This is a genomic window from Xenorhabdus sp. TH1, from assembly GCF_037260955.1.
GTDB classification, from domain to species: domain Bacteria; phylum Pseudomonadota; class Gammaproteobacteria; order Enterobacterales; family Enterobacteriaceae; genus Xenorhabdus; species Xenorhabdus griffiniae.
This window is the reverse complement of sequence record NZ_CP147734.1, coordinates 744,101-768,601: the sequence shown is the minus strand read 5'-3', so window position 1 is coordinate 768,601 and position 24,501 is coordinate 744,101. Positions and strand designations below refer to the sequence as shown.

General features: G+C 41.3%; 21 protein-coding genes. 7 read left to right on the top strand and 14 right to left on the bottom strand.

The genetic code is table 11. The features are described from left to right. Positions 1 to 117: 117 nt before the first annotated feature. The 4 genes from WDV74_RS03360 to WDV74_RS03345 all read right to left on the bottom strand — a co-directional run bounded on the left by WDV74_RS03360 (position 118) and on the right by WDV74_RS03345 (position 3,737). Positions 118 to 942 carry an antA/AntB antirepressor family protein gene (locus WDV74_RS03360; protein ID WP_338884598.1) on the bottom strand — a complete coding sequence of 275 codons (825 nt, stop codon included), beginning with the start codon at positions 940 to 942 and terminating at the stop codon, positions 118 to 120. 154 nt (positions 943 to 1,096) lie between these two features. Further along, complete coding sequence (locus WDV74_RS03355; RefSeq protein WP_338884596.1) at positions 1,097 to 1,378, bottom strand: AlpA family phage regulatory protein; 282 nt, start codon at positions 1,376 to 1,378, stop codon at positions 1,097 to 1,099. Between the two features lie 145 nt (positions 1,379 to 1,523). Continuing rightward, a complete protein-coding gene (locus WDV74_RS03350; protein ID WP_338884594.1) occupies positions 1,524 to 2,507 on the bottom strand; it encodes a hypothetical protein in 984 nt (327 codons plus the stop codon). Between the two features lie 12 nt (positions 2,508 to 2,519). Continuing rightward, complete coding sequence (locus tag WDV74_RS03345) at positions 2,520 to 3,737, bottom strand: site-specific integrase (protein WP_338884592.1); 1,218 nt, start codon at positions 3,735 to 3,737, stop codon at positions 2,520 to 2,522. Between the two features lie 474 nt (positions 3,738 to 4,211). On the opposite strand from WDV74_RS03345, the gene WDV74_RS03340 reads away from it, so the two are divergent. From WDV74_RS03340 to WDV74_RS03320, 5 genes are all read left to right on the top strand, one after another. Next, positions 4,212 to 4,559: a YacC family pilotin-like protein gene (locus tag WDV74_RS03340; RefSeq protein WP_338884590.1), complete on the top strand. Its 348-nt coding sequence runs from the start codon at positions 4,212 to 4,214 to the stop codon at positions 4,557 to 4,559. Positions 4,560 to 4,721: 162 nt separating this feature from the next. After that, complete coding sequence (locus tag WDV74_RS03335) at positions 4,722 to 4,937, top strand: hypothetical protein (RefSeq protein WP_338884588.1); 216 nt, start codon at positions 4,722 to 4,724, stop codon at positions 4,935 to 4,937. Positions 4,938 to 5,020: 83 nt separating this feature from the next. Next, positions 5,021 to 6,361, top strand: coding sequence for an MATE family efflux transporter (locus WDV74_RS03330; protein WP_338884586.1), 1,341 nt, complete (start codon positions 5,021 to 5,023; stop codon positions 6,359 to 6,361). 540 nt (positions 6,362 to 6,901) lie between these two features. Then, a complete protein-coding gene (locus WDV74_RS03325) occupies positions 6,902 to 8,227 on the top strand; it encodes a hypothetical protein (protein ID WP_338884584.1) in 1,326 nt (441 codons plus the stop codon). 903 nt (positions 8,228 to 9,130) lie between these two features. After that, complete coding sequence (locus WDV74_RS03320) at positions 9,131 to 9,694, top strand: tyrosine-type DNA invertase (protein WP_338884583.1); 564 nt, start codon at positions 9,131 to 9,133, stop codon at positions 9,692 to 9,694. Positions 9,695 to 10,042: 348 nt separating this feature from the next. Here WDV74_RS03320 and yjiA read toward each other — a convergent pair whose 3' ends face one another. The 5 genes from yjiA to WDV74_RS03295 all read right to left on the bottom strand — a co-directional run bounded on the left by yjiA (position 10,043) and on the right by WDV74_RS03295 (position 15,683). Beyond that, a complete protein-coding gene (gene yjiA, locus WDV74_RS03315) occupies positions 10,043 to 11,005 on the bottom strand; it encodes a GTPase (protein WP_338884581.1) in 963 nt (320 codons plus the stop codon). 21 nt (positions 11,006 to 11,026) lie between these two features. Then, entirely contained in the window at positions 11,027 to 11,230 is a 204-nt protein-coding gene (locus WDV74_RS03310; protein ID WP_099118661.1) for a YbdD/YjiX family protein, read from the bottom strand. Between the two features lie 117 nt (positions 11,231 to 11,347). Continuing rightward, positions 11,348 to 13,501: a carbon starvation CstA family protein gene (locus WDV74_RS03305; RefSeq protein WP_338884579.1), complete on the bottom strand. Its 2,154-nt coding sequence runs from the start codon at positions 13,499 to 13,501 to the stop codon at positions 11,348 to 11,350. Between the two features lie 260 nt (positions 13,502 to 13,761). Then, entirely contained in the window at positions 13,762 to 14,571 is an 810-nt protein-coding gene (gene map, locus WDV74_RS03300) for a type I methionyl aminopeptidase (protein WP_338884577.1), read from the bottom strand. A 98-nt stretch (positions 14,572 to 14,669) separates the two neighbouring features. Next, entirely contained in the window at positions 14,670 to 15,683 is a 1,014-nt protein-coding gene (locus WDV74_RS03295) for a Fic family protein (protein WP_338884576.1), read from the bottom strand. Between the two features lie 376 nt (positions 15,684 to 16,059). Here WDV74_RS03295 and mutS point away from each other — a divergent pair, with 376 nt between their 5' ends. Continuing rightward, the gene (gene mutS / locus WDV74_RS03290) at positions 16,060 to 18,621 is read left to right on the top strand and encodes a DNA mismatch repair protein MutS (protein WP_338885525.1); all 2,562 of its coding nucleotides are present in this window, start codon (positions 16,060 to 16,062) and stop codon (positions 18,619 to 18,621) included. A 2-nt stretch (positions 18,622 to 18,623) separates the two neighbouring features. After that, complete coding sequence (locus tag WDV74_RS03285; RefSeq protein WP_338884575.1) at positions 18,624 to 19,418, top strand: tRNA isopentenyl-2-thiomethyl-A-37 hydroxylase MiaE; 795 nt, start codon at positions 18,624 to 18,626, stop codon at positions 19,416 to 19,418. A 345-nt stretch (positions 19,419 to 19,763) separates the two neighbouring features. Here the strand turns inward: WDV74_RS03285 and rpoS are convergent, their stop codons facing one another. The 5 genes from rpoS to truD form a co-directional block, all read right to left on the bottom strand. Continuing rightward, positions 19,764 to 20,759, bottom strand: coding sequence for an RNA polymerase sigma factor RpoS (gene rpoS, locus WDV74_RS03280; RefSeq protein WP_338884574.1), 996 nt, complete (start codon positions 20,757 to 20,759; stop codon positions 19,764 to 19,766). A gap of 54 nt (positions 20,760 to 20,813) precedes the next feature. Beyond that, entirely contained in the window at positions 20,814 to 21,791 is a 978-nt protein-coding gene (gene nlpD, locus WDV74_RS03275; RefSeq protein ID WP_338885524.1) for a murein hydrolase activator NlpD, read from the bottom strand. 167 nt (positions 21,792 to 21,958) lie between these two features. Beyond that, the gene (locus WDV74_RS03270; RefSeq protein ID WP_338884573.1) at positions 21,959 to 22,585 is read right to left on the bottom strand and encodes a protein-L-isoaspartate(D-aspartate) O-methyltransferase; all 627 of its coding nucleotides are present in this window, start codon (positions 22,583 to 22,585) and stop codon (positions 21,959 to 21,961) included. Then, the gene (gene surE / locus WDV74_RS03265) at positions 22,579 to 23,343 is read right to left on the bottom strand and encodes a 5'/3'-nucleotidase SurE (protein ID WP_338884572.1); all 765 of its coding nucleotides are present in this window, start codon (positions 23,341 to 23,343) and stop codon (positions 22,579 to 22,581) included. Before surE ends, WDV74_RS03270 begins: the two co-directional genes overlap by 7 nt. A 109-nt stretch (positions 23,344 to 23,452) precedes the next feature. Continuing rightward, on the bottom strand, positions 23,453 to 24,499 hold the full coding sequence (truD, locus tag WDV74_RS03260; RefSeq protein WP_338884571.1) for a tRNA pseudouridine(13) synthase TruD: 1,047 nt from the start codon (positions 24,497 to 24,499) through the stop codon (positions 23,453 to 23,455). Between the last annotated feature and the right edge of the window lie 2 nt (positions 24,500 to 24,501).

The window sequence follows — 24,501 nt, the reverse complement described above, 5'->3', positions numbered from 1 at the left end:
TATTTGATTCATAATGTAAATAAGATATGAGTCATCACAGAAGGTCGTCTTCTTCACACTGCCTGTTTTATATCAGGGGCGAATTACCCCTATCGGCAATTCGCACTATTCAGACCGTTATTTGGCGTCCATACGTTTAGCCAGCCAACGTTGAGAGAACTCCGTTAATTTGGCTTTCCGTTCGTGATAGCTAAGTCCTAACTCGATCAACGTGATATTTGATTGTTCAAGATATGAAAGGTGTTCAAGTTGCAACTGATTCATGCTGTCACGCGGTTGACCAACAATATTATTTGCCTTAGCCCACTGTTTAGCAGTCACTCCCCCTAAAACCATACGATTCAACATATTGCTTTCTGTGCTGTAATGTCGGTTATCTGTTTTTTTTCCTTGTTCAGCCCTTGCCAGCTCCAATGCAGCACACATTGGTTTATGATAATTGGCTGCTTTGATACGTGCTTGCAATTTGTTCCTTAGTTGTTGCGTTACCTTGGGGGCGATACGCTGTAGGGCTTGTTCGCACTCAATAAAATAAAGCCGTGCCGCTTTTCCCTGTTCATTACGTTCAACCATCGACAATTCTTTAGCCATATTCAGGCTAATAATATAATCTGATCCAGGGCGACCGCCTTTGGAGGTTTTCCCCTGTTTTGGGGAAAACTGCATACTATTAACACTTCCTTGTTTTGGTGTGCTCAATCCTTCAAGAAGGATATAATCAGTACCTTCTACAAAACCATATTTCTTAATCCTATCTTTGAGCCACGTTGTAAAGTCTCGCTTGACTTTCAGATATTCATAGAGTTTTTTCGCGCTAATCGCTTGGATTTCCTTGCCACCAATATTATTAATCGATACGGGAAGCATTTCTGAGAATTGTTTAATTTCCTGATTTTTGGCGTAAGAGTGCCCGCCACGGTTATTAACCATGTTTGATTTCATTATTATTTTTTCCTGTTTATTTAAATTTAATAGTAATCCGTTGCGACAACGTTTTTAGTCTGCACAACATCTTGCGCAAACACACGCAAAACAGAATTCACCGAGAATATTTTTATAAAACGAGATCATTTGCGTGCATTTGAGATTAATCATGCTAAGCCGATTTCCTGCTATATGGATTATTGACATTATCTACTGTCGGCAGGTTATGAATCCAATACAACAAATCACTCAGAAGCCAGGCACAAGAATTACGTCCTAAAGGTTTACGGGCAGGAAAACGCCCTTCTTTTTCCAAACACCATGCAGTCGTTCGAGAGATAGATGTAATATGTTGGCGTTCTTTTTCCCGAACAAGGCGATCGTATTGTTCCCCATATTCCATCAAGATAGTACGGCGTTCTTCTGATGTAGGTGTGTGATATTGATTTGACATCCAGATCCTCCTTTACTTGTGTTGTCAGAAGTATTCTAGAGTTTCAATCAGAGACATTCATCCCGTTGTAAGGCTTATAGCGGGATGAATTAATATAGAAAGGGGGCTGTATGGTTACACAACCCTTTGTATGGATTACAACAGGTCACTTCCTGTCATTGGGAGCTTTATGTGCGTTACTCAGGATTTCCGCAATTTTATCTTCGGTCTTGATTGTCAATTCGTGATTGGGAAATAAAAATGGTCTGCTGATAATTTCTCTCGCCCACGCAGCAAAATTTATTGAACGATCCGCTTTTCGGCATTCTGCATCGAATACGTTTGGAGATTCTTCTCGAAACCGCATTGCAGCCATTAATACTTGTTCTCTATTCTTAGCGTGTCTTTCTGCTGTATGATGTGGTTTTTTAATTTTATCTTTGTCTTTTTTATCAATAAGAACGTCATAATGTTGTACGATATCGAGGGAATTAAAATCATATTCTTTTTCAAGAATTCGCTTTATATCAATATCTGTGATCCATAAATCTTCATGAGTAATTGCAATTTTTTCAAAATTATCACGATCTATAATCCCATCAAAATCATCATTATCCTCTAATGCGTAAACCTTAGTAGAGAGATTTTCATCCATGACAAATTGCATATTTGGCATATCTTTTGTCGGTGAACAAGGTGTAAACTCTGTTCCATCAATATAAGCAATGCCATTATTCTCAATATCTTCTAACGATCTGTTTATTCTCCATAAACCATAAGCTCTTCCGATTGCATATGAATGTGTTTTTATTACATCACTATTACTATCAGCTTCACTAAAGTAGTTATAAACGACAATTTCACCATTATCTTTAATGCGAAAATTATCGATTTTATAAAAAGAGTAAGGTGTTAAGTTTTTTACAAGATTATTGGCAATTGTCCCTCCAAAAGATAACAAATCAACCCACTTATTCATTTTTTCATATGGAGATGATGCCAATAACATCCCTTGCACGTTATTCAATTTTAGACATAATGATAACTTCCCATTCACACCAGCGTTAATCAGATCTGATACTTCACAGTTCAGGAGGTTAGCCGCCCGTTCAATCCTACAATATTTAAATGGTATTTTTATCTCAGCCATAAGATGCCTTTATTATTTTGCTCTTAATATAACCACATTTTCATAATTACCCACCAATACATCCAATCGATCGTACCACTTATTCAAAGCGTCTAACTTCTCTGGTAGGGATTGACTTTTATTGTAGATAGCCATTACTCCCGGCAAGGAGTGTCCCAGTAGTAACTCAACAATGTGAGGCGCTATGCCAATGTTATTTAGCCCTGTCGAGAAAGTTCGGCGCAAATCGTGCAATGTCCAAGGTTTTGCGTGATTAAGCTCCTTGTACAACCTACGCCCTTTTAATGATACTGACGCACGGGTACGATCTTCTCCTAACAATAATCCTGATTTACCCGTTTCTTTTTTTAACTCGGTCAACCAAGGGCGAATTCCCTCAGGAATTGAGCGCACTATTTTTTCACGGGTTTTGCTGTGTTCTTTAGGTACTGTCCATATCCATGACTCAAAATCCCATTCAGACCAGTGAGAAAGTCGCGCTTCAATCGTACGAGCACCAAACAAAACCAATATTTTTAATAGCCTTGAATAATAAGGCTGCTGGTCATTACTGTAAGTACAGCGCCAAACATCCGCTAATTCAGAATCAGACAGAACGCGGTCGCGTTGTCCTGCTGGCTGCCCTACATCCTGAATAGTAAGAATAGCTAAAGCATCACTGGTGGCATAACGACGTACCTTACAAAACCTGAGAGCTTGCTTTGAAATCTGAAACATCCGCCCGGCTGTCATAGGTTGCGTTTTATTTATTTCGTCAAAACAGGCTACCCAGTGGCGGGTTTCACATCGTGCGAGAGGATAATGACCCAATCGGGGATAAATATGTTTTCTTAGCTGCGCTCTTGCGAGTTCTTCATCTGTTCTTTTTGTGCGCGCATAGTGCATTAACCAATATTCCAGAGCATCTTTGACAGTCACAGGTTTTAAAGTTTCTTCTGTGCTCAGTTCCAACTCCATCCTGGGATCAAAACCTTCAGCCAGCCACCTTCTGCACTGTTCACGTTTTTCTCTTGCCACTTTGAGGGACATATCAGGGTAACGGCCTAAAGTGAGGCGCTCCAAGCGACTACCACGCCCACCCAGGCGATACACAAACACCCAACTTAACTGTCCACTTTTGAAAGCCTTAATGCTCAATCCTTCACCATCAGCAATCATAGCCGGAGAATCCCTTTTAACGCCCAGCAATGCTTTTAGTTTTTTGTCACTGAGTTTGTTGGTCCCTGCCATTCGTTACCTCACCATAGTGTCTCTGTCTGAGTGATACACCGAGTGATACACCGTTCACTGTAACAATCAAAAAAAAGACATTAACACTAAAACACAAAATGAGTCTATCTTTTTGATATGGAAGGATAAAAAAGGAGAAAATTGAAAGCGTCTGATAGCAGAAAAACACAAAGTTTTATGCTTCTACAATATGTTTCTTCATTAATATAACCAATTGATTTTATTTTAAATAATCACAAGTCAAACGTGAAAATGAATGTGACTATTTATATAGCACTCAATAGCATAAGCCCACCGAGTGCATAAAATAACATTCTCTGCTATCAGAACAAACCGATCGTTAACGTATAACCCAATTTTCTCACTGGCGAAAAAACGGTAGTTTTATCAAAATTAAGTAAATAAAGTTTGGCTAACAAAGATATTAATATGTTAATTTAATTAAAATGGTAGAAAATCAGTATAATAGAAATTATGCAAAAAATTGCCTTATTCGCGTACATTCTTGTTCTGTTCAGTTTTGCTCAACCGGCAAAAGCGCTGTCTGAAAATGAAGCTGAAGATCTCGCAGATCTGACGGCTGTCTATATCTATCTAAAACATGACTGTGGCTATAGCCAAATCCCAGATTTTCAAATTAAGCGCACAATTATCTATTTTGCCCAACGCAACAAGTGGGATCTCAGTAACTATGATAGTGAATTAATGGAAGAATTAAACCAATTAGGTTACAACGACTTAAAGGGAATCAATCTATCTCATGAGGTTAAATGTCGTTCTCTTGCGAGGAACTCCCTCAGTTTGCTCTCCTATATAAAATAATTTCTTTGCTTATCGCTCAGGTAATTTCATGTTGAAACTAAGTGATAATACTGTGAGTTGCTGGGCTACTATGTGCACTCAATATCTGCGCATCCAATGCCGACAAATATCACAATAAAGGAATGCTAAAACATATCGCAAGAAGGCGGTGGTGATAGCGGGATGCTGCGTGAAGTTTTTCCGACTGATACCGACCCTGATGAGCCAGATGAAAGCCTGTTTACTTCTGAATTCTTGCAGGCTGTGCTTGCAGCCTGGAGAATGCCACCACAACACCAGACTCCTTTGGCGATTACCGTAGGCGATTTATTATCCAATCAAATTCTTCAACAAACCAAAGACATAAATCACCCATTCCGTCTATCAAATCATCAATAAACTCTGTAAAATCATCTACGCTTTCTAGGTATGTCACACCGCAAAATATCACTCATTCCATTTCTAATAAATAGGTTTTACTAATGCAACAGTCTGATGTTGTTGATCGCTCTCTTTTTTCGTTAAGTTGGCCGATTTTCATTGATATCTTTCTGCATATGGCGACGTTATTAATTAATACGTACATGGTCAGCCATATTTCTTCTTCTTATCTTGCTGCAATGGGAGTGGGTAATCATGTTTTTGATCTCTTTATTACAATTTTTAACTTCATCAGCGTAGGTTGCAGTGTTGTCATTGCACAATATCTGGGATCAGGAAAACGTGATAAAGCGAGTCAAGCGATTCATATTTCCATCGCCTTTAATTTTGTACTGGGCTTCGGTTGTGCGCTGATCACCGTGTTCTTCGGTTATAAGATCCTGTATATCATGAACCTGCCAGAAAATCTGATGGAAGATGGATTTGCTTATCTGCATGTTCTTGGCATCTGCCTGATACCTGAAGCGATTTCGATTATTCTGGCGGCTTGTATGCGGGTTTATGGAAAATCAAAATCGGCCATGTATGTCACGCTGATTGCTAACCTGCTTACCATTGTCGGCAATATGATCGTACTGTATGGGTTCTTTGGATTGCCTCAATATGGACTCGAAGGCGTAGCGTGGTCTACAGTATTTGGTCGTACTGTCGCTGTTATTTTGCTCTGCGGATTGCTGTTTTTTGGCTTGAAGATCAAGTTCGAGCCTACATTGCTTGTGAACTGGTCTAAGAATATGTTGAGCAAAATTCTGCACATCGGCTTACCTGCCGCGGGTGAAAATTTGGTGTGGGTCCTGCAATATATGACTGCACAGGCGTTTATCGGCCTGATGGGTGAAATGTCTCTGGCCGCGCAAACGCTGTACTTCCAGCTATCTCTGTTCATTATGTTGTTTGGTATCTCTATCAGTATTGGCAATGAGATTATGGTTGGTCACCTGGTTGGGGCAAAGCGTTTTGAAGATGCCTATCTTCGAGGACTGAAGAGCCTGAAAATTGGTGTGATTGTTACAGTAGGCATCGTCTTAATGTTCTGGATTTTCAGGGAACCGCTTCTCTATGTCATGACAGAAGATCAGAAAATTGTGGAACTTCTGCTGCCGTTGTTCCTGCTCTCAGTCTTTTTAGAACCAGGACGCACTTTCAACATTGTGATGGTCAATGCCCTGCGTGCTTCTGGTGATGCCCGTTTTCCTCTCTATACCGCGTTGATTTGTATGTGGGGAATATCTATTCCAATCGGTTATTTTTTGGGGATCACTATGGGCATGGGGATCTTGGGGATCTGGATAGGATTCTTCTGCGACGAGTGGATACGCGGGTTAGTGAACGCCTGGCGTTGGAAGTCTAAAAGATGGCAAACCAAGCGATTGGATGTCTAGTTAAAAAAACAAAACAACAGCAAAAATAAGTGCAAAAAATGCCGCAAGTCTATTTGCGGCATTTTAATTTCAATCAAAGGTGGATATTGAATAATAAGTACAATGGTAACTTAAACGATTTTCTTATTAAGAATTTACCAAGTATTTATCTGATAATTTAATTTCAGGACTGTGACGAAATAAAAATAAAAAACTTAGGCTATTTCCATTTTATATTATCAATGACACGATTCTATTCTTTTTTATTAACCTCAAAACCATAGTGAAATAAGGCTTACCAATTAGATATTGACTTTACTTTCTTTTTCATCAAGAAACAGGATTAAACTGTGTATCAGCGCCTTTCACCAGTAAAAAATTCTAGATTAATCCCCTGAATTACAGCATAATATTAACGATAAAAAGGATTTAATCCTGACAAACTGTTTTCGGCAATTTTCTTTTTTGCGCAGTTTCCCTTTGCAATTTCTTCTTCATGAAAAAATTGTTCTCCTTGAAATCATTGACTATCAGCACACGATAATTCACTTACTAAAAGATATGAAAACAGCAACAAAAAACAATGATGTCACGCCACAGTTATCTCCATCAGCCAAACGCGCCAATATGACGGAGGAAGAGTGGAAGAAAGCAATAAGATTCGACCATACCGACACGGGCTGGATCATTATGAGTATCGGCATGGCAATCGGAGCAGGAATTGTTTTCTTGCCTGTTCAGGTTGGATTGATGGGATTGTGGGTTTTCCTGCTATCTTCTATTATTGGTTATCCCGCCATGTATCTCTTTCAGAGACTCTTCATCAATACCCTTGCCGAGTCACCAGAATGCAAAGATTATCCTAGTATTATCAGTGGTTATCTTGGTAAAAATTGGGGCATCCTGTTAGGTGTACTCTACTTCATTATGCTGGTGATCTGGATGTTTGTTTATTCCACCGCGATAACCAATGATAGTGCTTCTTACCTGCAAACATTTGGGGTCACCGATGAATTAATGTCGAAAAACCCACTTTATGGATTGGTCTTAATCTGTGTATTAGTCGCTATCTCTTCCCGTGGGGAAAAATTACTGTTCAAAATATCTAGCCTAATGGTCATAACCAAATTATTTGTTATCGCGGCATTAGGATTTTCCATGATCGGTATGTGGCATCTTTACAATATCGGGGTATTACCTCCCCTGGGTCTATTGATCAAAAAAGCCATCATCACGTTACCTTTTACGCTCACCTCCATCCTGTTTATCCAAACACTTAGTCCAATGGTGATTTCTTATCGCAATCGGGAAAAAAACCGTGAAGTTGCCCGTCATAAAGCACTGAGGGCTATGAACATTGCCTTTGGTATCCTGTTTTGTACGGTATTTTTCTATGCCATCTCTTTTACGTTGGCAATGGGACATGACGAAGCACTCAAAGCCTATGAACAGAATATTTCAGCATTAGCCATTGCCGCCCAATTTTTTCCCGGCGGTTGGGTTATTGCCGTTAGTATCATGCTTAATGTTTTTGCCGTGATGACTGCGTTTTTTGGTGTTTACCTTGGGTTTCGCGAAGCCAGCCAAGGTATTGCCATGAATATTCTTAGTCGCCTGATGCCTGCTGAAAAGATCAACGAAAAGTGGATACAAAAAGGTATCATGCTTTTTGCCATCTTATTGGCATGGGGCGCGATCCTTCTGAATGCCCCAGTATTAAGTTTTACTTCTATTTGTAGCCCAATATTTGGCATCGTTGGCTGCCTTATTCCGGCTTATTTGGTCTACAAAGTCCCTGGCCTGCGCCATTACAAAGGAATATCGCTTATCTTGATCATATTTACTGGAATTTTGCTATGTGTTTCCCCTTTCTTGGCCTTCTCCTGATATGGGCACTTATTTAAAAAGACCAATGCGTAAGAAAATCAATTACGATCAATCTTATTATTAAGATTTACCTGATGCGCCATAAATCCTTGCCAGTTCTGCTCAGGGATATAAGGCGCATTGAACTAACCAATACCCTATAGAATCTACTACACTCATTTATTAAATAATTATTTTAATGATAACTCTATATTTAATTAATCATAAAAAATATCTATTTAATTAAACTTTACAAATTGAATAAAAAAACAACCGCAAAACTAAATCCAAATCACAATGATGATAACTAATTGAAACTATAACCTAAGTTATCAAATTAACTAAAACCTTTCCTTTAACTTAAAGTTACCCCAAACATTAACCTATTGATATAACTAATAATTTGTCATTTTTATCTAAAAACTCTAATTATTTAGAATAAAAAACCAACAGCAAGCAAAAAATAAAAATATTATTTCAAAAACACCAAATAAAAGTTAATTTTCAATCAATAATAAGGCGTTATCTAAACAGATTAGATAAATCATTTACTTTTTCCACTAAATGCAGTAAAAATACAAACCCAATACACCAAAAAGGGATTTTAAAAGAATAAAAAACTAAAAAATAAACCAAGCCAAATGATTAGTTATAAAGTTCAATAGAGTTGTTTTTATGTATGGAATTCTATTTATGATTACCTCATTCTGTGTATCAGAATCACATAGCACGTATTTATACGATTTCAATTAGCATTTTCATTAAAAATAAGCAGCAAATTTTTTATTTGCAGTATTCCAATTAATTCAATCTGGTATTTGGCTAATCATGTTTAAAAAACACTAATGTTTTGTTGTATTCGATTAACTTAAATACCTTGCTATTCACAATTTATCTTTCTGATTTCATAGGAATGACATTTTCATGAAGCAACGTAAGTTTTTAACCCGATACGAAATAGACGCAATTTTGGCAGCAACAAAGCAAGGACGCCACGCAGAGCGGGATTATTGCATGCTGTTAATGTGTTTTATTCATGGTTTTAGGGTAAGTGAACTATGTAATCTACGCCTGTCTGATCTCGATTTACATTCAGCGATCATTCACATTAGACGATTAAAAGGTGGGCTTTCAACCACACATCCTTTAATTCCAGAGGAAATTGAAGCGTTAAATAAATGGCTAGATATTCGTCAAAAATGGCGGGAGGCCGATTCTCCATGGGTATTTCTCTCCCAAAAATCAGGCCCTGTTTCACGGCAACAAGTTTATGGTTTATTAAAACGTTATGGGAAGCAGGCATCTGTCAGTGTTTCTCCACACCCACATATGTTAAGGCACGCTTGTGGTTATGCATTAGCTGATCTCGGTCGCGATACCCGCTTGATTCAAGACTATCTCGGACACCGTAATATTTCACATACTGTAATTTACACTGCCAGTAATGTGAAACGTTTTTCTAGAATTTGGGAGTCCCGCTCTAAATAATGGTGTTATTATTCCCACTGTTTTCACTAACATGACTTGTTATTGTAACAATCTCCACTAATTAATTTGTGGAGATTGCCGACAGATAAAATAGACGATACTATGAACATCTAAGATAAATGACTATTTTATACGTATGACAAGCCTGACTTGTAAATAAATTTTATTTTTATTGTTTTATACCTGTTAAATAACCTAAGTTTATTCTTTAAAAAAACTTAAGTCAAATAAGCCAATATATAAATTTTTATTTAAACTTGAGCAGCGAATTTATATGAACAACGTCACTGCTCAATAAGAAATAAAAATTAACAATTAAAATTCCACAAAAATTTATTACTCAATCAATTATTCTTCAAACAATTCCGCAAATTTTTCACGGATTTGCTGTTCAGGCAGATCTATGCCAATAAAAACCAACACACTTTCACGTAATTCGTCATCGCGCCATTCCCGATCCCAATCTGCGCTATACAGACGCTGAACCCCTTGAAACAGTAACCGACGTGGTTCTTTTTTGATAGCAAGAATTCCCTTGTAACGCAGAAGATTATCCGCGAAACTCAGCAATAATTCCTCCATCAAGTTAGAAACTTCTGGCAGTTCAACTGGGTACGCTAAGTTAATAACTATCGATTGAACCGAGTTTTGTGGCTTGGGTACAAATCGAAAAACAGGTGTCGACACCGTCAGTTTATCATTCAACATAAATCCTTCGATATCGAACAATAAGCCTAAATCTGCTTCACCTTGAATAACCTTATGAATAGGCGCTCTGGCATTCATTCTCTGCAAACGTTCAACTAAAACATCATGAACTGGAGCAACATCTGTTTTGGTTAAAAGAATTCTGTCTGCATATCCCACCTGCGCCTGTGCAATGGAAAAACGATCTAACTGTTGTTCCGCATGAACCGCATCCACTAGCGTGATAATGCCATCAAGCAAAAAACGCTGGCACAAGATTTCATGGGAAAAGAAAGTTTGTGTGATTGGGCCGGGATCAGCCATGCCTGTACATTCGATAATCAGGCGGTTAAAGTTGATCACCCCTTGATCCAAGCTATCCAGCAAGTCCAATAATGCATCTTCCAGCTCATTCGAACGACTACAACAGATACATCCGTTGCTTAATGTCTTAATCTGAGTTGCGCGATCACCAATCAATTCATCATCAATGGGGACTTCACCAAATTCATTTTCAATGACAGCTATTTTATGACCATGATTAGCATTAAGAATATGACGCAACAGCGTCGTTTTGCCTGATCCCAAGAAACCGGTCAGGATCGTGACTGATATTGGTTGCATTTTTGTTTCCCGATTTTTTTACTAACAGCAGCGCATTCCGCCTTTGCCATCGCCACCATAGCGAGCATTCTGACGTTCGCGAAAAAATTCTTCATAAGACATATAAGGCTTATCAGGGTGATTTTCCTTCATGTGCTGTACATATGTGTCATAGTCAGGAACCCCCACCAACATTCGGGCAGCCTGCCCCAAATACTTGCCTGCCCGACCAAGATTACCAAACATAAATGGTTCTCCAAGGCTTGTTCTATAAAAATACCCCACATAATACAAAGCCAATTATGTGGGGTATAGCGGTTACTGATACACAATGATTTGGCTGGTATCAGTTTTAGTATCGCATCAGTGCGTAGAAGAGACTTTCACCCCACCTTCAGGAACCGGAACATAAGGCGTTTCATTATCGGTACGCTCTGGATTTTTGCTGGCTTTGATCGCAGTTTTGATACCATAGATAATGATGCTGTATACCACTATCAGGAACAGGATGCTTAAGCCCGCATTGGTGTAGTTGTTCACAACTATGTGATTCATGTTACTGATTTGCCCAGCCGTCAATTCTGCACCCCCTTCGGCAATCTTCTGCTTATATTCTTTCGCCAGGAAGAAAAAGCCTTCAAGCCGTGGGTTATCACTGAATAATTTCAGCCCCAGCGCCCATGTGGTACAAATCAACAACCAAACCGCAGGGATCACCGTTACCCAGATATATCGGGTGCGTTTCATCTTGATCAGAACAACCGTACCCAATACCAATGCAACGGCAGCCAACATCTGGTTAGAGATACCAAATAACGGCCACAAGCTCTTGACGCCGCCTAATGGATCAACCACACCTTGATACAGCAAATAGCCCCATAAGCCAACACAACCCGCTGTACCAATGATGCCCGCAATCAGAGAGTCCGTTTTTTTCAGGAATGGCACAAAGTTACCCAAAAGATCCTGCAACATGAAACGGCCAGAGCGTGTACCGGCATCCAGCGCCGTCAGGATAAACAGAGCTTCAAACAGAATACCAAAGTGATACCAGAAGCCCATGTCTGCCGCAGGGATGATCTGATGGAATACATGAGCAATACCCACAGCCAAGGTTGGTGCGCCCCCGGCACGGTTCAGAACGGATGGCTCACCAATGTCTTTTGCTGTTTGCAAAATTTGATCGGGTGAAATAACAAAACCCCAAGAACTGACAGTCGCTGCCGCATGGCTCGTTACTTCTTTTAAAGAGGCCATAATCATTGGTGCTTCGGCAGTACCCAAGTTATGCAGGTCAGGCATGGTAATGCCCAACGCTGCCGGAGGGGTATTCATGGCAAAATACAGTCCCGGCTCAATGATGGATGCAGCAACCAATGCCATGATCGCCACAAACGATTCCATCAACATCGCACCATAACCAATGAAACGTGCATCTTTTTCATTTGCCAACAGCTTAGGTGTCGTCCCTGACGAGATCAGAGCATGGAAACCAGACACCGCACCACAAGCAATAGTAATGAACAAGAATGGGAATAGCGTTCCTTTCCAAACTGGCCCAGTACCGTCAATATATTGTGTGACGGCTGGCATTTTCAGTTCAGGGTTCAGGATGATAATCCCAATCGCAAGGCCAACAATAACCCCAATTTTCAGGAAAGTTGCCAGATAGTCACGCGGCGCCAAAATAAGCCAAACTGGCAATAATGCAGAGATAAATGCATACCCGATCAGTGCATAAGTGATGGTGGTATCTTTGAAAGTCAGCGCAGGCCCCCAGTAAGGATCTGCGGCAACAACACCACCAAACCAAATAGCGGCAACCAGCAGGAGAATACCGATCACAGAGACTTCACCCACACGCCCCGGACGGATATATCGCATATAGATCCCCATGAAAAGCGCAATGGGCACTGTCGAACAAACAGTAAATACACCCCATGGGCTTTCTGCCAAGGCTTTCACGACGATTAACGCCAGCACCGCGAGAATGATGATCATGATTAAGAAGCAACCAAACAGAGCTATTGTGCCTGGCACACGCCCCATCTCTTCTTTGACAATCTCACCCAGTGATGCCCCATTACGACGGGAGGAGATAAACAACACTATAAAGTCTTGCACCGCGCCAGCAAGCACTACCCCCGCCAACAACCACAATGTTCCTGGCAGATAACCAACCTGTGCCGCCAATACTGGCCCCACTAACGGTCCTGCTCCCGCAATGGCGGCAAAATGGTGTCCAAACAAGACATTTTTGTTGGTGGGAACATAGTTCAAACCATCATTATTGACAACAGCAGGGGTTGCACGCGTGGCATCCAATTTCATCACCTTCGTGGCGATATACAGGCTGTAATACCGATAAGCAACCAAGTAAACGGCTACGGAAGCGACAATGATCCACAAAGCACTCACGTGCTCTCCCCGACGCAGCGCAACGACTCCAAGACAGAATGCGCCAATTATCCCCAATATCATCCAAGGGATATGTTTTAAAAATTTATTATTGTTCATAAGAATCCTTTTCCACAGTAAGACGAACAGCAAACCATTATTTAATTTTTTACTTCCTTTTCCATAAACCAACCCTATACAGCCAACAGGCATATATCCCCATGAAAGGTATATACCCGTCGCCACACTGCACTATGCTATAAAACTCTCTCTGAGAAAGTGGAAGGATCTTGCCCAACAGTTAATTAAATGCCAATCAAAATAAAACCCAATCCTGTACAACACAGTATTGGGAAAATTATTATATAATAAATTGTAAATTATCGAGTGATTGACAAGTAACGTTCGAAAACTTCACGTTCTTCATCCCGCAGAGTCAACACGTTAAAACCATCACGAGTTACCAAGATCGTATGCTCAAACTGAGCCGATAACCGACGATCTTTAGTTGTTACTGTCCAACCATCTTTATGCAGTTTTATATCCTTTTTGCCTTGGTTGATCATAGGTTCAATGGTGAAAGTCATTCCCTCTTCCAAGATAATACCTTCTCCCGCCTCGCCATAATGCAGAACTTGCGGTTCCTCATGCATATTACAGCCAATACCGTGCCCGCAATATTCACGTACCACCGTGTAATTATTTGCCTCGGCATGTTGTTGTATCGTATGACCAATATCTCCCAGAGTGATACCAGGTTTGACTATCTTAATTGCCTTATATAAGCATTCTTGAGTCACATTAACCAAACGTTTGGCATGAGAGGGTACATCCCCGACACAAAATGTGATACTGCTATCGCCGTAATATCCCTCTTTTTTGACAGTAACATCCACATTAACAATATCCCCATTTTTCAGCTTCTTTTCCGAAGGCCAACCATGACAAACAACATGATTAACTGAGGTATTGACTGTATAAGGAAAACCATATTGCCCCAAACTACCCGGTATCGCATCAAGGGTATTGATAATGTAATCATGGCAAAATGAATCAATTTCAAGAGTCGTAACACCAGGCACAATAATAGGACGGACAGCTTCAAGTACTTGACCAGTCAAGCGCCCCGCTATTTCCATCTTCTCTATTTCGTCCTTATTTTTTATTAATATTCCGCTGCTTCTCGTCATATTATTTTTTCTCTTAATACAAGTTTGTAGGTTCCTTTTTAATCATGCATCCGCAATAGTGAATAATTCAAGCTAACATTGATCTAAAATTTACTGAACTATCCAATACGCCAATAGCCTCCTTTCTTCGCCCCAATACGGATCAAATACCCACTATCCTGTAATATCTTAATATTTCGTTCTATTGTGCGTCGACTTACTCCCAATTCATCCGCTAATTGGATTATTGTGATGGCAGGATGAGCAGTAATAACCGATAAGATTTTTTGTGCAGTAGCCTTTAGTGGTTGTGGATTTTCTACCGACATTTCTACCGACATTTCTACCGACATTGCGACAGATTTCTGTTTTTGCAGATCCAGGTTTTCTCTAAGCGTTTCGGCTAATTTTTCCAGCATAAAATTAATAAATAGCGTACAGTCGCTAGTACGATCACACTCCCTAAGCACCTGATAATAGTCCTGTTGTTGATAATGAATTAACGTTTCTACCGGTAACCAAGCTAATTCAGGACGCCATTCGCTCAAAATCAATGTTTGCCACAAGCGCCCCATTCGACCATTACCATCAGTAAATGGATGAATAAATTCAAACTCATAATGAAATATTGAACTGGCGATCAATGGGTGAATATCCGTCTGTTTCAACCATGTCAGCAATTCGTCCACTAACCGTGGTACTTGACTAGCAGGAGGAGCCATATGGATTAACTGTTTTTCTTGATAAATTCCCACATCTCCTCCACGTAATTGCCCTGGGCGATCAACCAATCCAGTCATCAGTAGCCGATGTGCAGCCAATAAATCCGTTACACGGGAGCTATGCCAGTCCGATAATTTTTCATAGGTCAATATGGCATTGCGCACTTCCTGAATATCCCTTGCTGGTGCCAACACACGCTTTCCATTAATAATTGCCGTCACCTGTTCCGTAGATAAACTATTATGTTCAATTGCCAATGATGCCTGTATGGTACGAATGCGATTTTCTTTACGTAATACAGGCGAAGAAGTTTCCGCTTGCATTGACCAACGCCCTAATAACTCACCAATTTCTACTACTCGATTAAGTATATCTGGGGTAATAGTGTATGGGGGTTGGTAAATAGCCACGATAATTTCCTCTAAGTCCGTCAATTCTTGATATCTCTTATAGCATTCAAGTGCTTTATGTCATCTGCTTTCTTATTATTTGATAGCATGGCTTAAGCCAAACAACAATCGAGCCGCTTCGCAATCCTGCTGAATTGTCAAAAAATCTGATACATTCCTGCAAATAATCCTGCTAACCTACCGTTCAAGTCTTCTAACCGCACCTACAGATGAATCACACAGATTATCAGTGATAAGATAGCGTTTTCGCCCAGGATGAGGCTATTAACGTTCCATCCTTAGCTGATTATATTTAGGTTTTGTCATTTAGATGGGTTGACTGAGCGTCGATGACCCAACTGAGTCAACAGGAATAGTAAAATTGAATCAAGTCAATATGAAAGAATCTCCAGCAAAGGGTATAGATAGCCATACTCCCATGATGCAACAGTATCTGCGTCTGAAAGCGCAGCACCCCGATATTATGTTGCTGTATAGAATGGGGGATTTTTACGAGTTGTTCTATGACGATGCCAAAAAGGCGGCGAAGTTACTGGATATCTCCCTAACCAAGCGCGGGCAATCGGCTGGTCAGCCTATTCCGATGGCAGGTGTCCCTTATCACGCAATCGAAAACTATCTGGCAAAACTGGTACAACTCGGTGAATCTGCGGCGATCTGCGAACAAGTTGGTGATCCTGCAACCAGTAAAGGTCCTGTTGAACGCAAAGTTGTGCGCATTGTGACTCCTGGCACTGTCACTGATGAAGCTTTACTACAAGAACGTCAAGATAATCTGCTCGCCGCTATCTGGCAGGATAACCAAGGATTTGGTTACGCGACGCTGGATATCACTTCTGGCCGTTTCCGCGTTTCTGAAATGTCCGACGAAGATAGTATTGCCGCAGAATTGCAACGAACCCGCCCTGCGGAATTACTCTATCCTGAAACATTTGAGCATATGGCATTGATTGAACGTTGCCACGGTCTACGCCGACGCCCAATGTGGGAATTTGAACTGGATACAGCAAGACAGCAACTTAATTTGCAATTTGGCACCCGTGACCTGATTGGCTTCGGTGTGGAAAAAGCGACGCTCGCCCTGCGTGCAGCAGGCTGTTTACTGCAATATGTCAAAGATACACAACGCACCACTTTACCCCATATTCGCAGCATTACGATGGAGCGCCTACAAGAAACGGTCATTATGGATGCCGCTACCCGTCGCAATCTGGAGATTACACAAAATTTATCCGGTGGTACTGAGAATACGCTGGCATCAGTACTCGATCAATGTGTAACACCGATGGGTAGCCGGATGTTAAAGCGCTGGCTACATGCACCAACCCGCAATATAGACGTGCTGGAAAATCGCCATCAAGCTATTTCCGCCTTACAAGAAATCGGTTATGAATTACGACCATTTTTGCGTCAGATCGGTGACTTAGAACGTGTGCTTGCCCGTCTTGCTCTCCGCTCTGCCCGTCCCCGTGATCTGGCCAGAATGCGCCATGCTTTCCAACAATTGCCTGATATCCATCAGATCCTGACATCCTCAGAGGCTCCTTATATCCAAACGCTACAGCAGCGTGTGGGACATTTTGATGAATTACAAACTCTGCTAGAGAATGCGGTTGTCGACACACCTCCTGTTCTGGTGCGTGACGGTGGCGTCATTGCCACGGGCTATAATGCTGAATTGGATGAGTGGCGAGCGTTGGCTGATGGGGCCAGTGATTATCTGGATAAACTGGAGATCCGCGAACGCGAGAAACTCGGCATTGATACCCTGAAAGTGGGCTTTAATGCAGTGCATGGTTACTATATTCAGGTTAGCCGTGGACAAAGCCATCTAGTCCCTATCCATTACGTTCGTCGTCAAACGCTGAAAAACGCAGAACGCTATATCATTCCAGAATTAAAGGAATATGAAGACAAGGTGCTGACTTCCAAAGGCAAAGCACTTGCCATCGAAAAAGCCTTGTACGAAGAGTTATTCGATCTGTTACTGCCTCATCTGGCCGATTTGCAAACTTGTGCCGAAGCGCTGTCAGAGCTGGATGTCCTGGCAAACCTTGCCGAACGTGCTGAAACCCTAAATTACACCTGCCCGATACTAGCCGATAAAGTTGGTATTCAGATCACTGGCGGCCGGCATCCGGTTGTCGAACAAGTATTAAGCGAACCATTTATTTCTAACCCATTAACGCTCTCGTCACAGCGCCGTTTGCTGATTATTACAGGGCCGAATATGGGGGGGAAAAGTACCTATATGCGCCAGACAGCCTTGATGACGTTGATGGCTTATATTGGCAGTTTTGTTCCTGCCGAAAAAGCAGTTATTGGGCCGGTAGATCGTATCTTTACTCGTGTCGGTGCATCCGATGACCTGGCATCAGGACGTTCTACCTTTATGGTGGAGATGACCGAAACTGCCAATATATTGCATAACGCGACTGAGCACAGTCTGGTTTTGATGGATGAGATCGGCCGTGGTACATCAACCTATGATGGTTTATCCCTGGCGTGGGCTTGTGCTGAAAATTTAGCTAACCGTATCAAAGCAATGACCCTGTTTGCGACTCACTATTTTGAACTGACAACACTGCCTGAAAAACTGGAAGGTGTTGTCAATATTCATCTTGATGCAGTCGAGCATGGCGACACCATTGCTTTCATGCACAGTGTACAAGAAGGGGCGGCAAGTAAGAGTTATGGATTAGCTGTTGCATCGCTGGCAGGTGTTCCACGCGATGTCATTAAACGTGCTCGCCAGAAATTGAAAGAGCTGGAATCACTCTCCAATAGTGCAACCGCAGGCCATGTCGATACACCACAGTTAACCCTGCTGACAGAAGAAACTTCTCCAGCAGTTGAAGCATTGGAAAACCTTAATCCAGATAGCTTGACGCCACGTCAGGCATTGGAGTGGATTTATCGTCTAAAGGATATGGTTTAACAATGAATAAAATAGCCATGAATGGAACAACAATGAAGTTTGATACCCATTTGTTAGTACCCATTTATCAATTTTTACAGTGTGAAACTCCCGACCAATGGGTAGAAAAGGCGCGGCAGCCTGAGAATCTGCCAATTTTGTTGCGCGATCATCTACTCTGTGAATTGAAAGCAGCACAAAGTGCTATGTTCTTAATTCGTAAATATGCCGTTGATCCTGAAAGTGCTGACACCCTACTGACTTGGTTTCAGCCTTATGAGAACTTTGCCTACAAAAAAATTGGCGATATTCATTCATTAAAAGGAAAAAATCAGGCCACCAAGCAAATTACTGCCCGGGCAAAATCACTTTATAGTCAAGATCTCATTGACAAAATGGTGTTATTAATTAAAGAAGAGTTACATCATTTTTATCAAGTATTGGAAATCATGGATGCCAGAGGAATAAGCTATGACAGTATCAGCGCTGGCCGCTATGCCAAATCCCTATTTCAGCATGTCACCAACCATGAGCCTTATACGTTGGTCGATAAACTGATTATTGGTGCTTATATTGAAGCACGCTCATGCGAACGTTTCGCAAAACTGGCCCCTCATCTGGATGAGGAATTAGGTAAGTTTTATATTTCTCTGCTACGTTCAGAAGCTCGCCATTACCAAGACTATTTGACGCTCGCCCAGTCAATATCTAAAGAAGATATTACAGAAAGAGTAAATTATTTTGGCCAGATTGAAGCAGAGCTTATTCAAACTCCCGATCAGGATTTTAAATTTCATAGTGGTGTTCCGATTATCTAACATTGATAAATGAAACACAAAATGGTAATGGAAATATAAATGAGTAAATAAAAGGCGGGCTTATTTAGCCCACCTTAGGATTACTATCTATACCAAATCGCCCTTCAATACGCGTCTTATATCTCCCCGCGTAGCGGGGAGATATAAACAATCACATTGATTTGCAAGCTGCAACTTGAAGTGGGATTGGCATATATACCTCTATATTTTCAATTGCCACTTCGGGAATTACTTCTACCCTTGCCATCACAAAGTTGTCTAATTATCTTTGCTTCTGGAATTTATCTATTTTCCACGACGCTATAATTTGAAGTTTCTTAGGTATACGTTCTCAGGTATAAAGAATTAAGTACGGAATAATGATTCTATATTCAAGCCTTGGGTATGCAATATATCTTTAAGACGGCGCAACCCCTCAACTTGAATCTGACGAACTCTTTCTCTTGTTAAACCAATTTCTCGCCCAACATCTTCCAATGTTTCCGCTTCGTATCCAAGCAAACCGAAACGGCGAGCTAAAACTTCGCGCTGTTTTGCATTCAGTTCAAACAACCATTTAACGATACTCTGTTTCATATCATCATCTTGAATGGTCGTTTCTGGCCCCGAATCATTTTCATCAGATATTATATCCAATAATGCCTTATCTGAATCACCACCAATTGGTGTATCGACAGAAGTAATGCGTTCGTTCAGCCGCATCATACGACTTACGTCTTCAACAGGCTTATCCAGTTTTTCCGCAATTTCTTCGATACTAGGTTCATGATCCAATTTATGTGCCAGTTCTCTTGCAGTACGTAAATAGACGTTCAATTCTTTGACTATATGAATAGGCAAACGAATTGTGCGAGTTTGATTCATAATGGCACGTTCAATTGTTTGACGGATCCACCATGTCGCATAAGTGGAAAAACGAAAACCTCTTTCAGGATCAAATTTTTCCACCGCACGAATAAGCCCAAGGTTACCTTCTTCAATCAGATCTAGCAGAGCTAATCCACGATTGCTATATCGGCGGGATATTTTTACAACCAATCGCAAATTACTTTCAATCATGCGTTGGCGTGCAGCTACATCCCCTCGCAATGCTCGTCTAGCAAAGAGAACCTCTTCCTCTGCTGTCAGCAGAGGTGAGAAACCAATCTCTCCAAGATAAAGCTGTGTTGCATCCAGCACCCGTTGGTTGACTCCTTGCAACAAATCAAAATCTTCATCAAGACCAGTTATATCATCCTCATCTTTCAGCAACGCTTCATCAAAGTCATCAGCTTCCATGCTATTTTCGTCTAAATCCGCCTCATCATACAACTCATTAACTTTAAGCGTACTTTGGCTCATCAGCTGCTCCTACCCATGATAATGCGGGCAGGAATTTTAGATCCCTGCCCCGGTTTATCGCTGCGGAAGATAACGCAGCGGGTTTACGGATTTTCCCTTATAGCGAATTTCAAAATGCAATCTTACCGAACTCGTTCCGGTGCTACCTATGGTGGCAATTTTTTGCCCCGCTTGAACATCTTGTTGTTCTCGTACCAACATTGTGTCGTTGTGCGCATAAGCGCTTAGGTAGTCATCGTTATGTTTTATTATTATTAGATTTCCATAGCCACGTAATGCGTTTCCGGCATAAACCACTTTCCCACTGGAAGTAGCAAATACGGGTTGGCCACGGCTCCCCGCAATATCAATGCCTTTATTTCCTCCCTGAGAATCAGAGAAGCCTTCAAGAATTTTTCCTTCTGCCGGCCACCTCCAATTATTAATTGCATCAATACCATTAATAACGTTATTTGCCCCTGCATCTGTTGCTGCAAACACTTTCGAATTGGTATTGTTTCCATCAGAAACAGTTGCCTTAGTCTTAGGCAACATTTTCCCTGAACTTGATCTATCAATATTTGCAGGATACGCATTAATTTTTTGAAAATCAACCTGACCAATTTTAGATCTCGTGATATTTGATGCTAATAATACGCTATTTTTGGAGGTTGGATTACCTATTCTCAATACTTGACCAACATTTAAGCTATAAGGCTCTGAAATATTATTTCTGAGAGCCAGATCACGGAAATCATTGCCTGTAATCCAAGCTATATAAAACAAAGTATCACCATGTTTAACCGTATAAGTGCTCTTGTTGTAGCTTCCTTTGGGAATATTTTCGTAGTTACGGTTATAAATAATTCTTCCTTGAGACGAATTGCTATTGGCAGCATTATTCACTAGTTGACGGTTCTTAATAGCATGATCATCTGATACACGATTTGTATCGATATTCACTATTGGGGCTGGGCGATTTGATGTATTGCTACAACCTACCAGTACAATTCCCACAACAGTACTGGCAATTATCCATTTTATTTTTTTCACTGAGTTTTTTAGATTCATACTTTATTCCCCCATAAAGGCAAATATAAGTGCAAATAATGATGATGATTTATCAAAAATTTAGGGTTAAAAAAGACTTAAAGCGAAACATTTTGCTTAATTTCAGAAAAAATAACAGCTAATTTGACCCCCTCAAATAAATTAGCTGATTATGCTAGCTCGCCTTGAATTAGGGGTACAAAACGGACTGGTTCGATAACGTCGCCATGAAAATCATTACCATAACGATGTACCACTTTCAGTAACTGAGTACGCTCGCCCACAGGCAAAACCATCACGCCTCCATCGGCAAGTTGATGGAGTAATGCCTGTGGAATTTCTGGTGGCGCGGCTGTGACAATGATAGCATCAAAGGGCCCTTTTGATGGCCATCCCTCCCAGCCATCACCGTGGCGGGTTGAGATATTATGTAGGTCGAGTTGCTTCAATCTGCGCTTAGCCTGCCACTGTAATCCTTTAATCCGCTCCACGGAAAAAACACGTCTGGCTAAGTGAGCAAGTATTGCTGTTTGATAACCTGATCCTGTCCCAATTTCCAATACATTGGATTCAGGGGTCAAATTCAGCAACTCTGTCATGCGAGCGACAATATAAGGTTGGGATATCGTTTGCCCATGACCAATAGGCAGTGCGGTATTTTCATATGCCTTATGGGCGAGAGCTTCATCAACAAAACATTCTCGAGGTACTTTGCCAATAACCTCCAACAGGTGTTCATTGTGAATTCCTTGCTGACGCAATTGCGCCAGAAAATTTTTTATTGATCGGTTTAACATTCCCCAATATCCCCGACTTTTGCCAACCAATCATTTATCAGCTCTTGGGTTTTATAAGCTGTTAAGTCTACTTGCAAAGGGGTAATGGAGACAAATCCTTCTTCTACCGCAGCAAAATCTGTTTCTGGCCCAAAATCACTTTTTTCTCCCGGAGGGCCTAGCCAATAAAGCATATTACCTTTGGGATCTTCCATGGCATAGACTTGCTCAGCAGCATGACGGCAACCGCATCGGGTCACCCGAAACCCCTTGATTTGTTCAATGGGAATATCAGGGACATTAACGTTCAAAATATTGCCCGTTCTCAATGGGGATTTTTGCAGCAAAGCTAATAAACGCACGGTCACTTCTGCCGCTGTTTCATAATGTTGGTCACCATTGAGTGATACCGCCAATGCGGGTAAACCTAAGTGGCGTCCTTCCATTGCAGCCGCGACCGTGCCAGAGTAAATCACATCATCACCAAGGTTAGGACCACAGTTGATACCAGAAACAACAATGTCAGGACGAGGACGTACCAGATTATTCACACCCAAATAGACACAATCCGTCGGTGTACCTTCCTGAACAGAAATATCACCATTGTTCAGTGTGTTGATGCGCAAAGGACGATCCAGCGTTAAGGCATTTGACGCACCACTACGGTTACGGTCAGGTGCAACTACCTGCACATGGTAGTGTTTCCGCAATGTAGCCGCTAAGGTTTGAATACCCGGTGCGGTGACACCATCATCGTTGCTCAGCAATATCCGTAACATTGATATATCTCATTGATTTTAATAAAAATAAAATAATTTAATAGGGTGATTTACCCTGCGTGTGTTTGATCTTAGCATGACGTTAACAGTTTTGTAGAGTGCTTTGCATTCAAGCCACATCAAGGGAAGAACCAAGATCCTGATTGATCAATTCCCTAACAACACTGGTTGCAAAACTACCAGATGGCAAAGAGAAATGCAGAATGACAGTTTGGTCATTTTGCCATTCCCAACGCAGGTTAAGCGGTTTCACCAATATTGCCCGACGGGCGCTCTCCACACGCTCACGTTTAACTAACGCCCAAAGTGCTTCGTAATCCAATAAACATTGTTGTTCGAAATCCAGGGCCTGAGATTGTGTTCCTAATGCTTTGTCACCCGGTAAAGGTGCTGTTATCTGTAACTCTCCATCCACAACTCGCTGCTGCAATACCGATAATTCAGATTCATCAGCCACAAACCAACTACCGCGCCCCGTTAATTGTAATGCATCGCCATTTTTTACCTTTTGGTGTCCATTTTGGGCAATACGTTTGCTGGCAACAGTATTAAACATCGCGCTGCGACAAGCAGAAAGATAAAAGCTACGCCGGTTACGTTCTTTGACTTGGATTTCATTAGCTGCCCAGCGTTGAGCCTGGACTAAATTTTGTCCATCCCGCCCGAAACGTTGTTCACCAAAGTAATTCGGCACACCAGTTTGCGCTATCTGCTGCAAACGCTTTTCCACTGATTGCCGGTCAGAAATGTCCCTTAATACCAGTGTGAAGTCATTGCCTTTCAATGCGCCAATTCGTAGCTTGCGTTTCTGGCGGGAAGTTGCCAGCACTTCACAACCCTCAAGTTGAAATGCCGTGAAATCTGGATCTTGTTTCCCCGGTATATGCAAACAGAACCACTGTTCTGTCACTGCACTGCGATCTTTCAACCCCGCATAGCTGACAGAGCGTGCCGGTATTTTGGCAAAACGGGCAAGATGATCCGCGACAAATTGGGTGTTACATCCTGTTTTACGGATATGTACCATTAAGTGTTCGCCTTCGCCATCAGGAGAAAATCCCAAATCTTCGCGAACAATAAAGTCTTCTGGTGTGGCTTTCACAATACCGGTCGCTTCCGGCCGGCCATAAAGCCAATGTAATTCACTCAATGTCATAT

Excerpts from the sequence above, each read along its gene's own strand:
- WDV74_RS03360 (WP_338884598.1), bottom strand. The coding sequence starts at position 942 with ATGAAATCAAACATGGTTAATAACCGTGGCGGGCACTCTTACGCCAAA.
- WDV74_RS03355 (WP_338884596.1), bottom strand. The coding sequence starts at position 1,378 with ATGTCAAATCAATATCACACACCTACATCAGAAGAACGCCGTACTATC.
- WDV74_RS03350 (WP_338884594.1), bottom strand. The coding sequence starts at position 2,507 with ATGGCTGAGATAAAAATACCATTTAAATATTGTAGGATTGAACGGGCG.
- WDV74_RS03345 (WP_338884592.1), bottom strand. The coding sequence starts at position 3,737 with ATGGCAGGGACCAACAAACTCAGTGACAAAAAACTAAAAGCATTGCTG.
- WDV74_RS03340 (WP_338884590.1), top strand. The coding sequence starts at position 4,212 with ATGCAAAAAATTGCCTTATTCGCGTACATTCTTGTTCTGTTCAGTTTT.
- WDV74_RS03335 (WP_338884588.1), top strand. The coding sequence starts at position 4,722 with ATGCTGCGTGAAGTTTTTCCGACTGATACCGACCCTGATGAGCCAGAT.
- WDV74_RS03330 (WP_338884586.1), top strand. The coding sequence starts at position 5,021 with ATGCAACAGTCTGATGTTGTTGATCGCTCTCTTTTTTCGTTAAGTTGG.
- WDV74_RS03325 (WP_338884584.1), top strand. The coding sequence starts at position 6,902 with ATGAAAACAGCAACAAAAAACAATGATGTCACGCCACAGTTATCTCCA.
- WDV74_RS03320 (WP_338884583.1), top strand. The coding sequence starts at position 9,131 with ATGAAGCAACGTAAGTTTTTAACCCGATACGAAATAGACGCAATTTTG.
- yjiA (WP_338884581.1), bottom strand. The coding sequence starts at position 11,005 with ATGCAACCAATATCAGTCACGATCCTGACCGGTTTCTTGGGATCAGGC.
- WDV74_RS03310 (WP_099118661.1), bottom strand. The coding sequence starts at position 11,230 with ATGTTTGGTAATCTTGGTCGGGCAGGCAAGTATTTGGGGCAGGCTGCC.
- WDV74_RS03305 (WP_338884579.1), bottom strand. The coding sequence starts at position 13,501 with ATGAACAATAATAAATTTTTAAAACATATCCCTTGGATGATATTGGGG.
- map (WP_338884577.1), bottom strand. The coding sequence starts at position 14,571 with ATGACGAGAAGCAGCGGAATATTAATAAAAAATAAGGACGAAATAGAG.
- mutS (WP_338885525.1), top strand. The coding sequence starts at position 16,060 with ATGAAAGAATCTCCAGCAAAGGGTATAGATAGCCATACTCCCATGATG.
- WDV74_RS03285 (WP_338884575.1), top strand. The coding sequence starts at position 18,624 with ATGAATAAAATAGCCATGAATGGAACAACAATGAAGTTTGATACCCAT.
- rpoS (WP_338884574.1), bottom strand. The coding sequence starts at position 20,759 with ATGAGCCAAAGTACGCTTAAAGTTAATGAGTTGTATGATGAGGCGGAT.
- WDV74_RS03270 (WP_338884573.1), bottom strand. The coding sequence starts at position 22,585 with ATGTTAAACCGATCAATAAAAAATTTTCTGGCGCAATTGCGTCAGCAA.
- surE (WP_338884572.1), bottom strand. The coding sequence starts at position 23,343 with ATGTTACGGATATTGCTGAGCAACGATGATGGTGTCACCGCACCGGGT.
- truD (WP_338884571.1), bottom strand. The coding sequence starts at position 24,499 with ATGACATTGAGTGAATTACATTGGCTTTATGGCCGGCCGGAAGCGACC.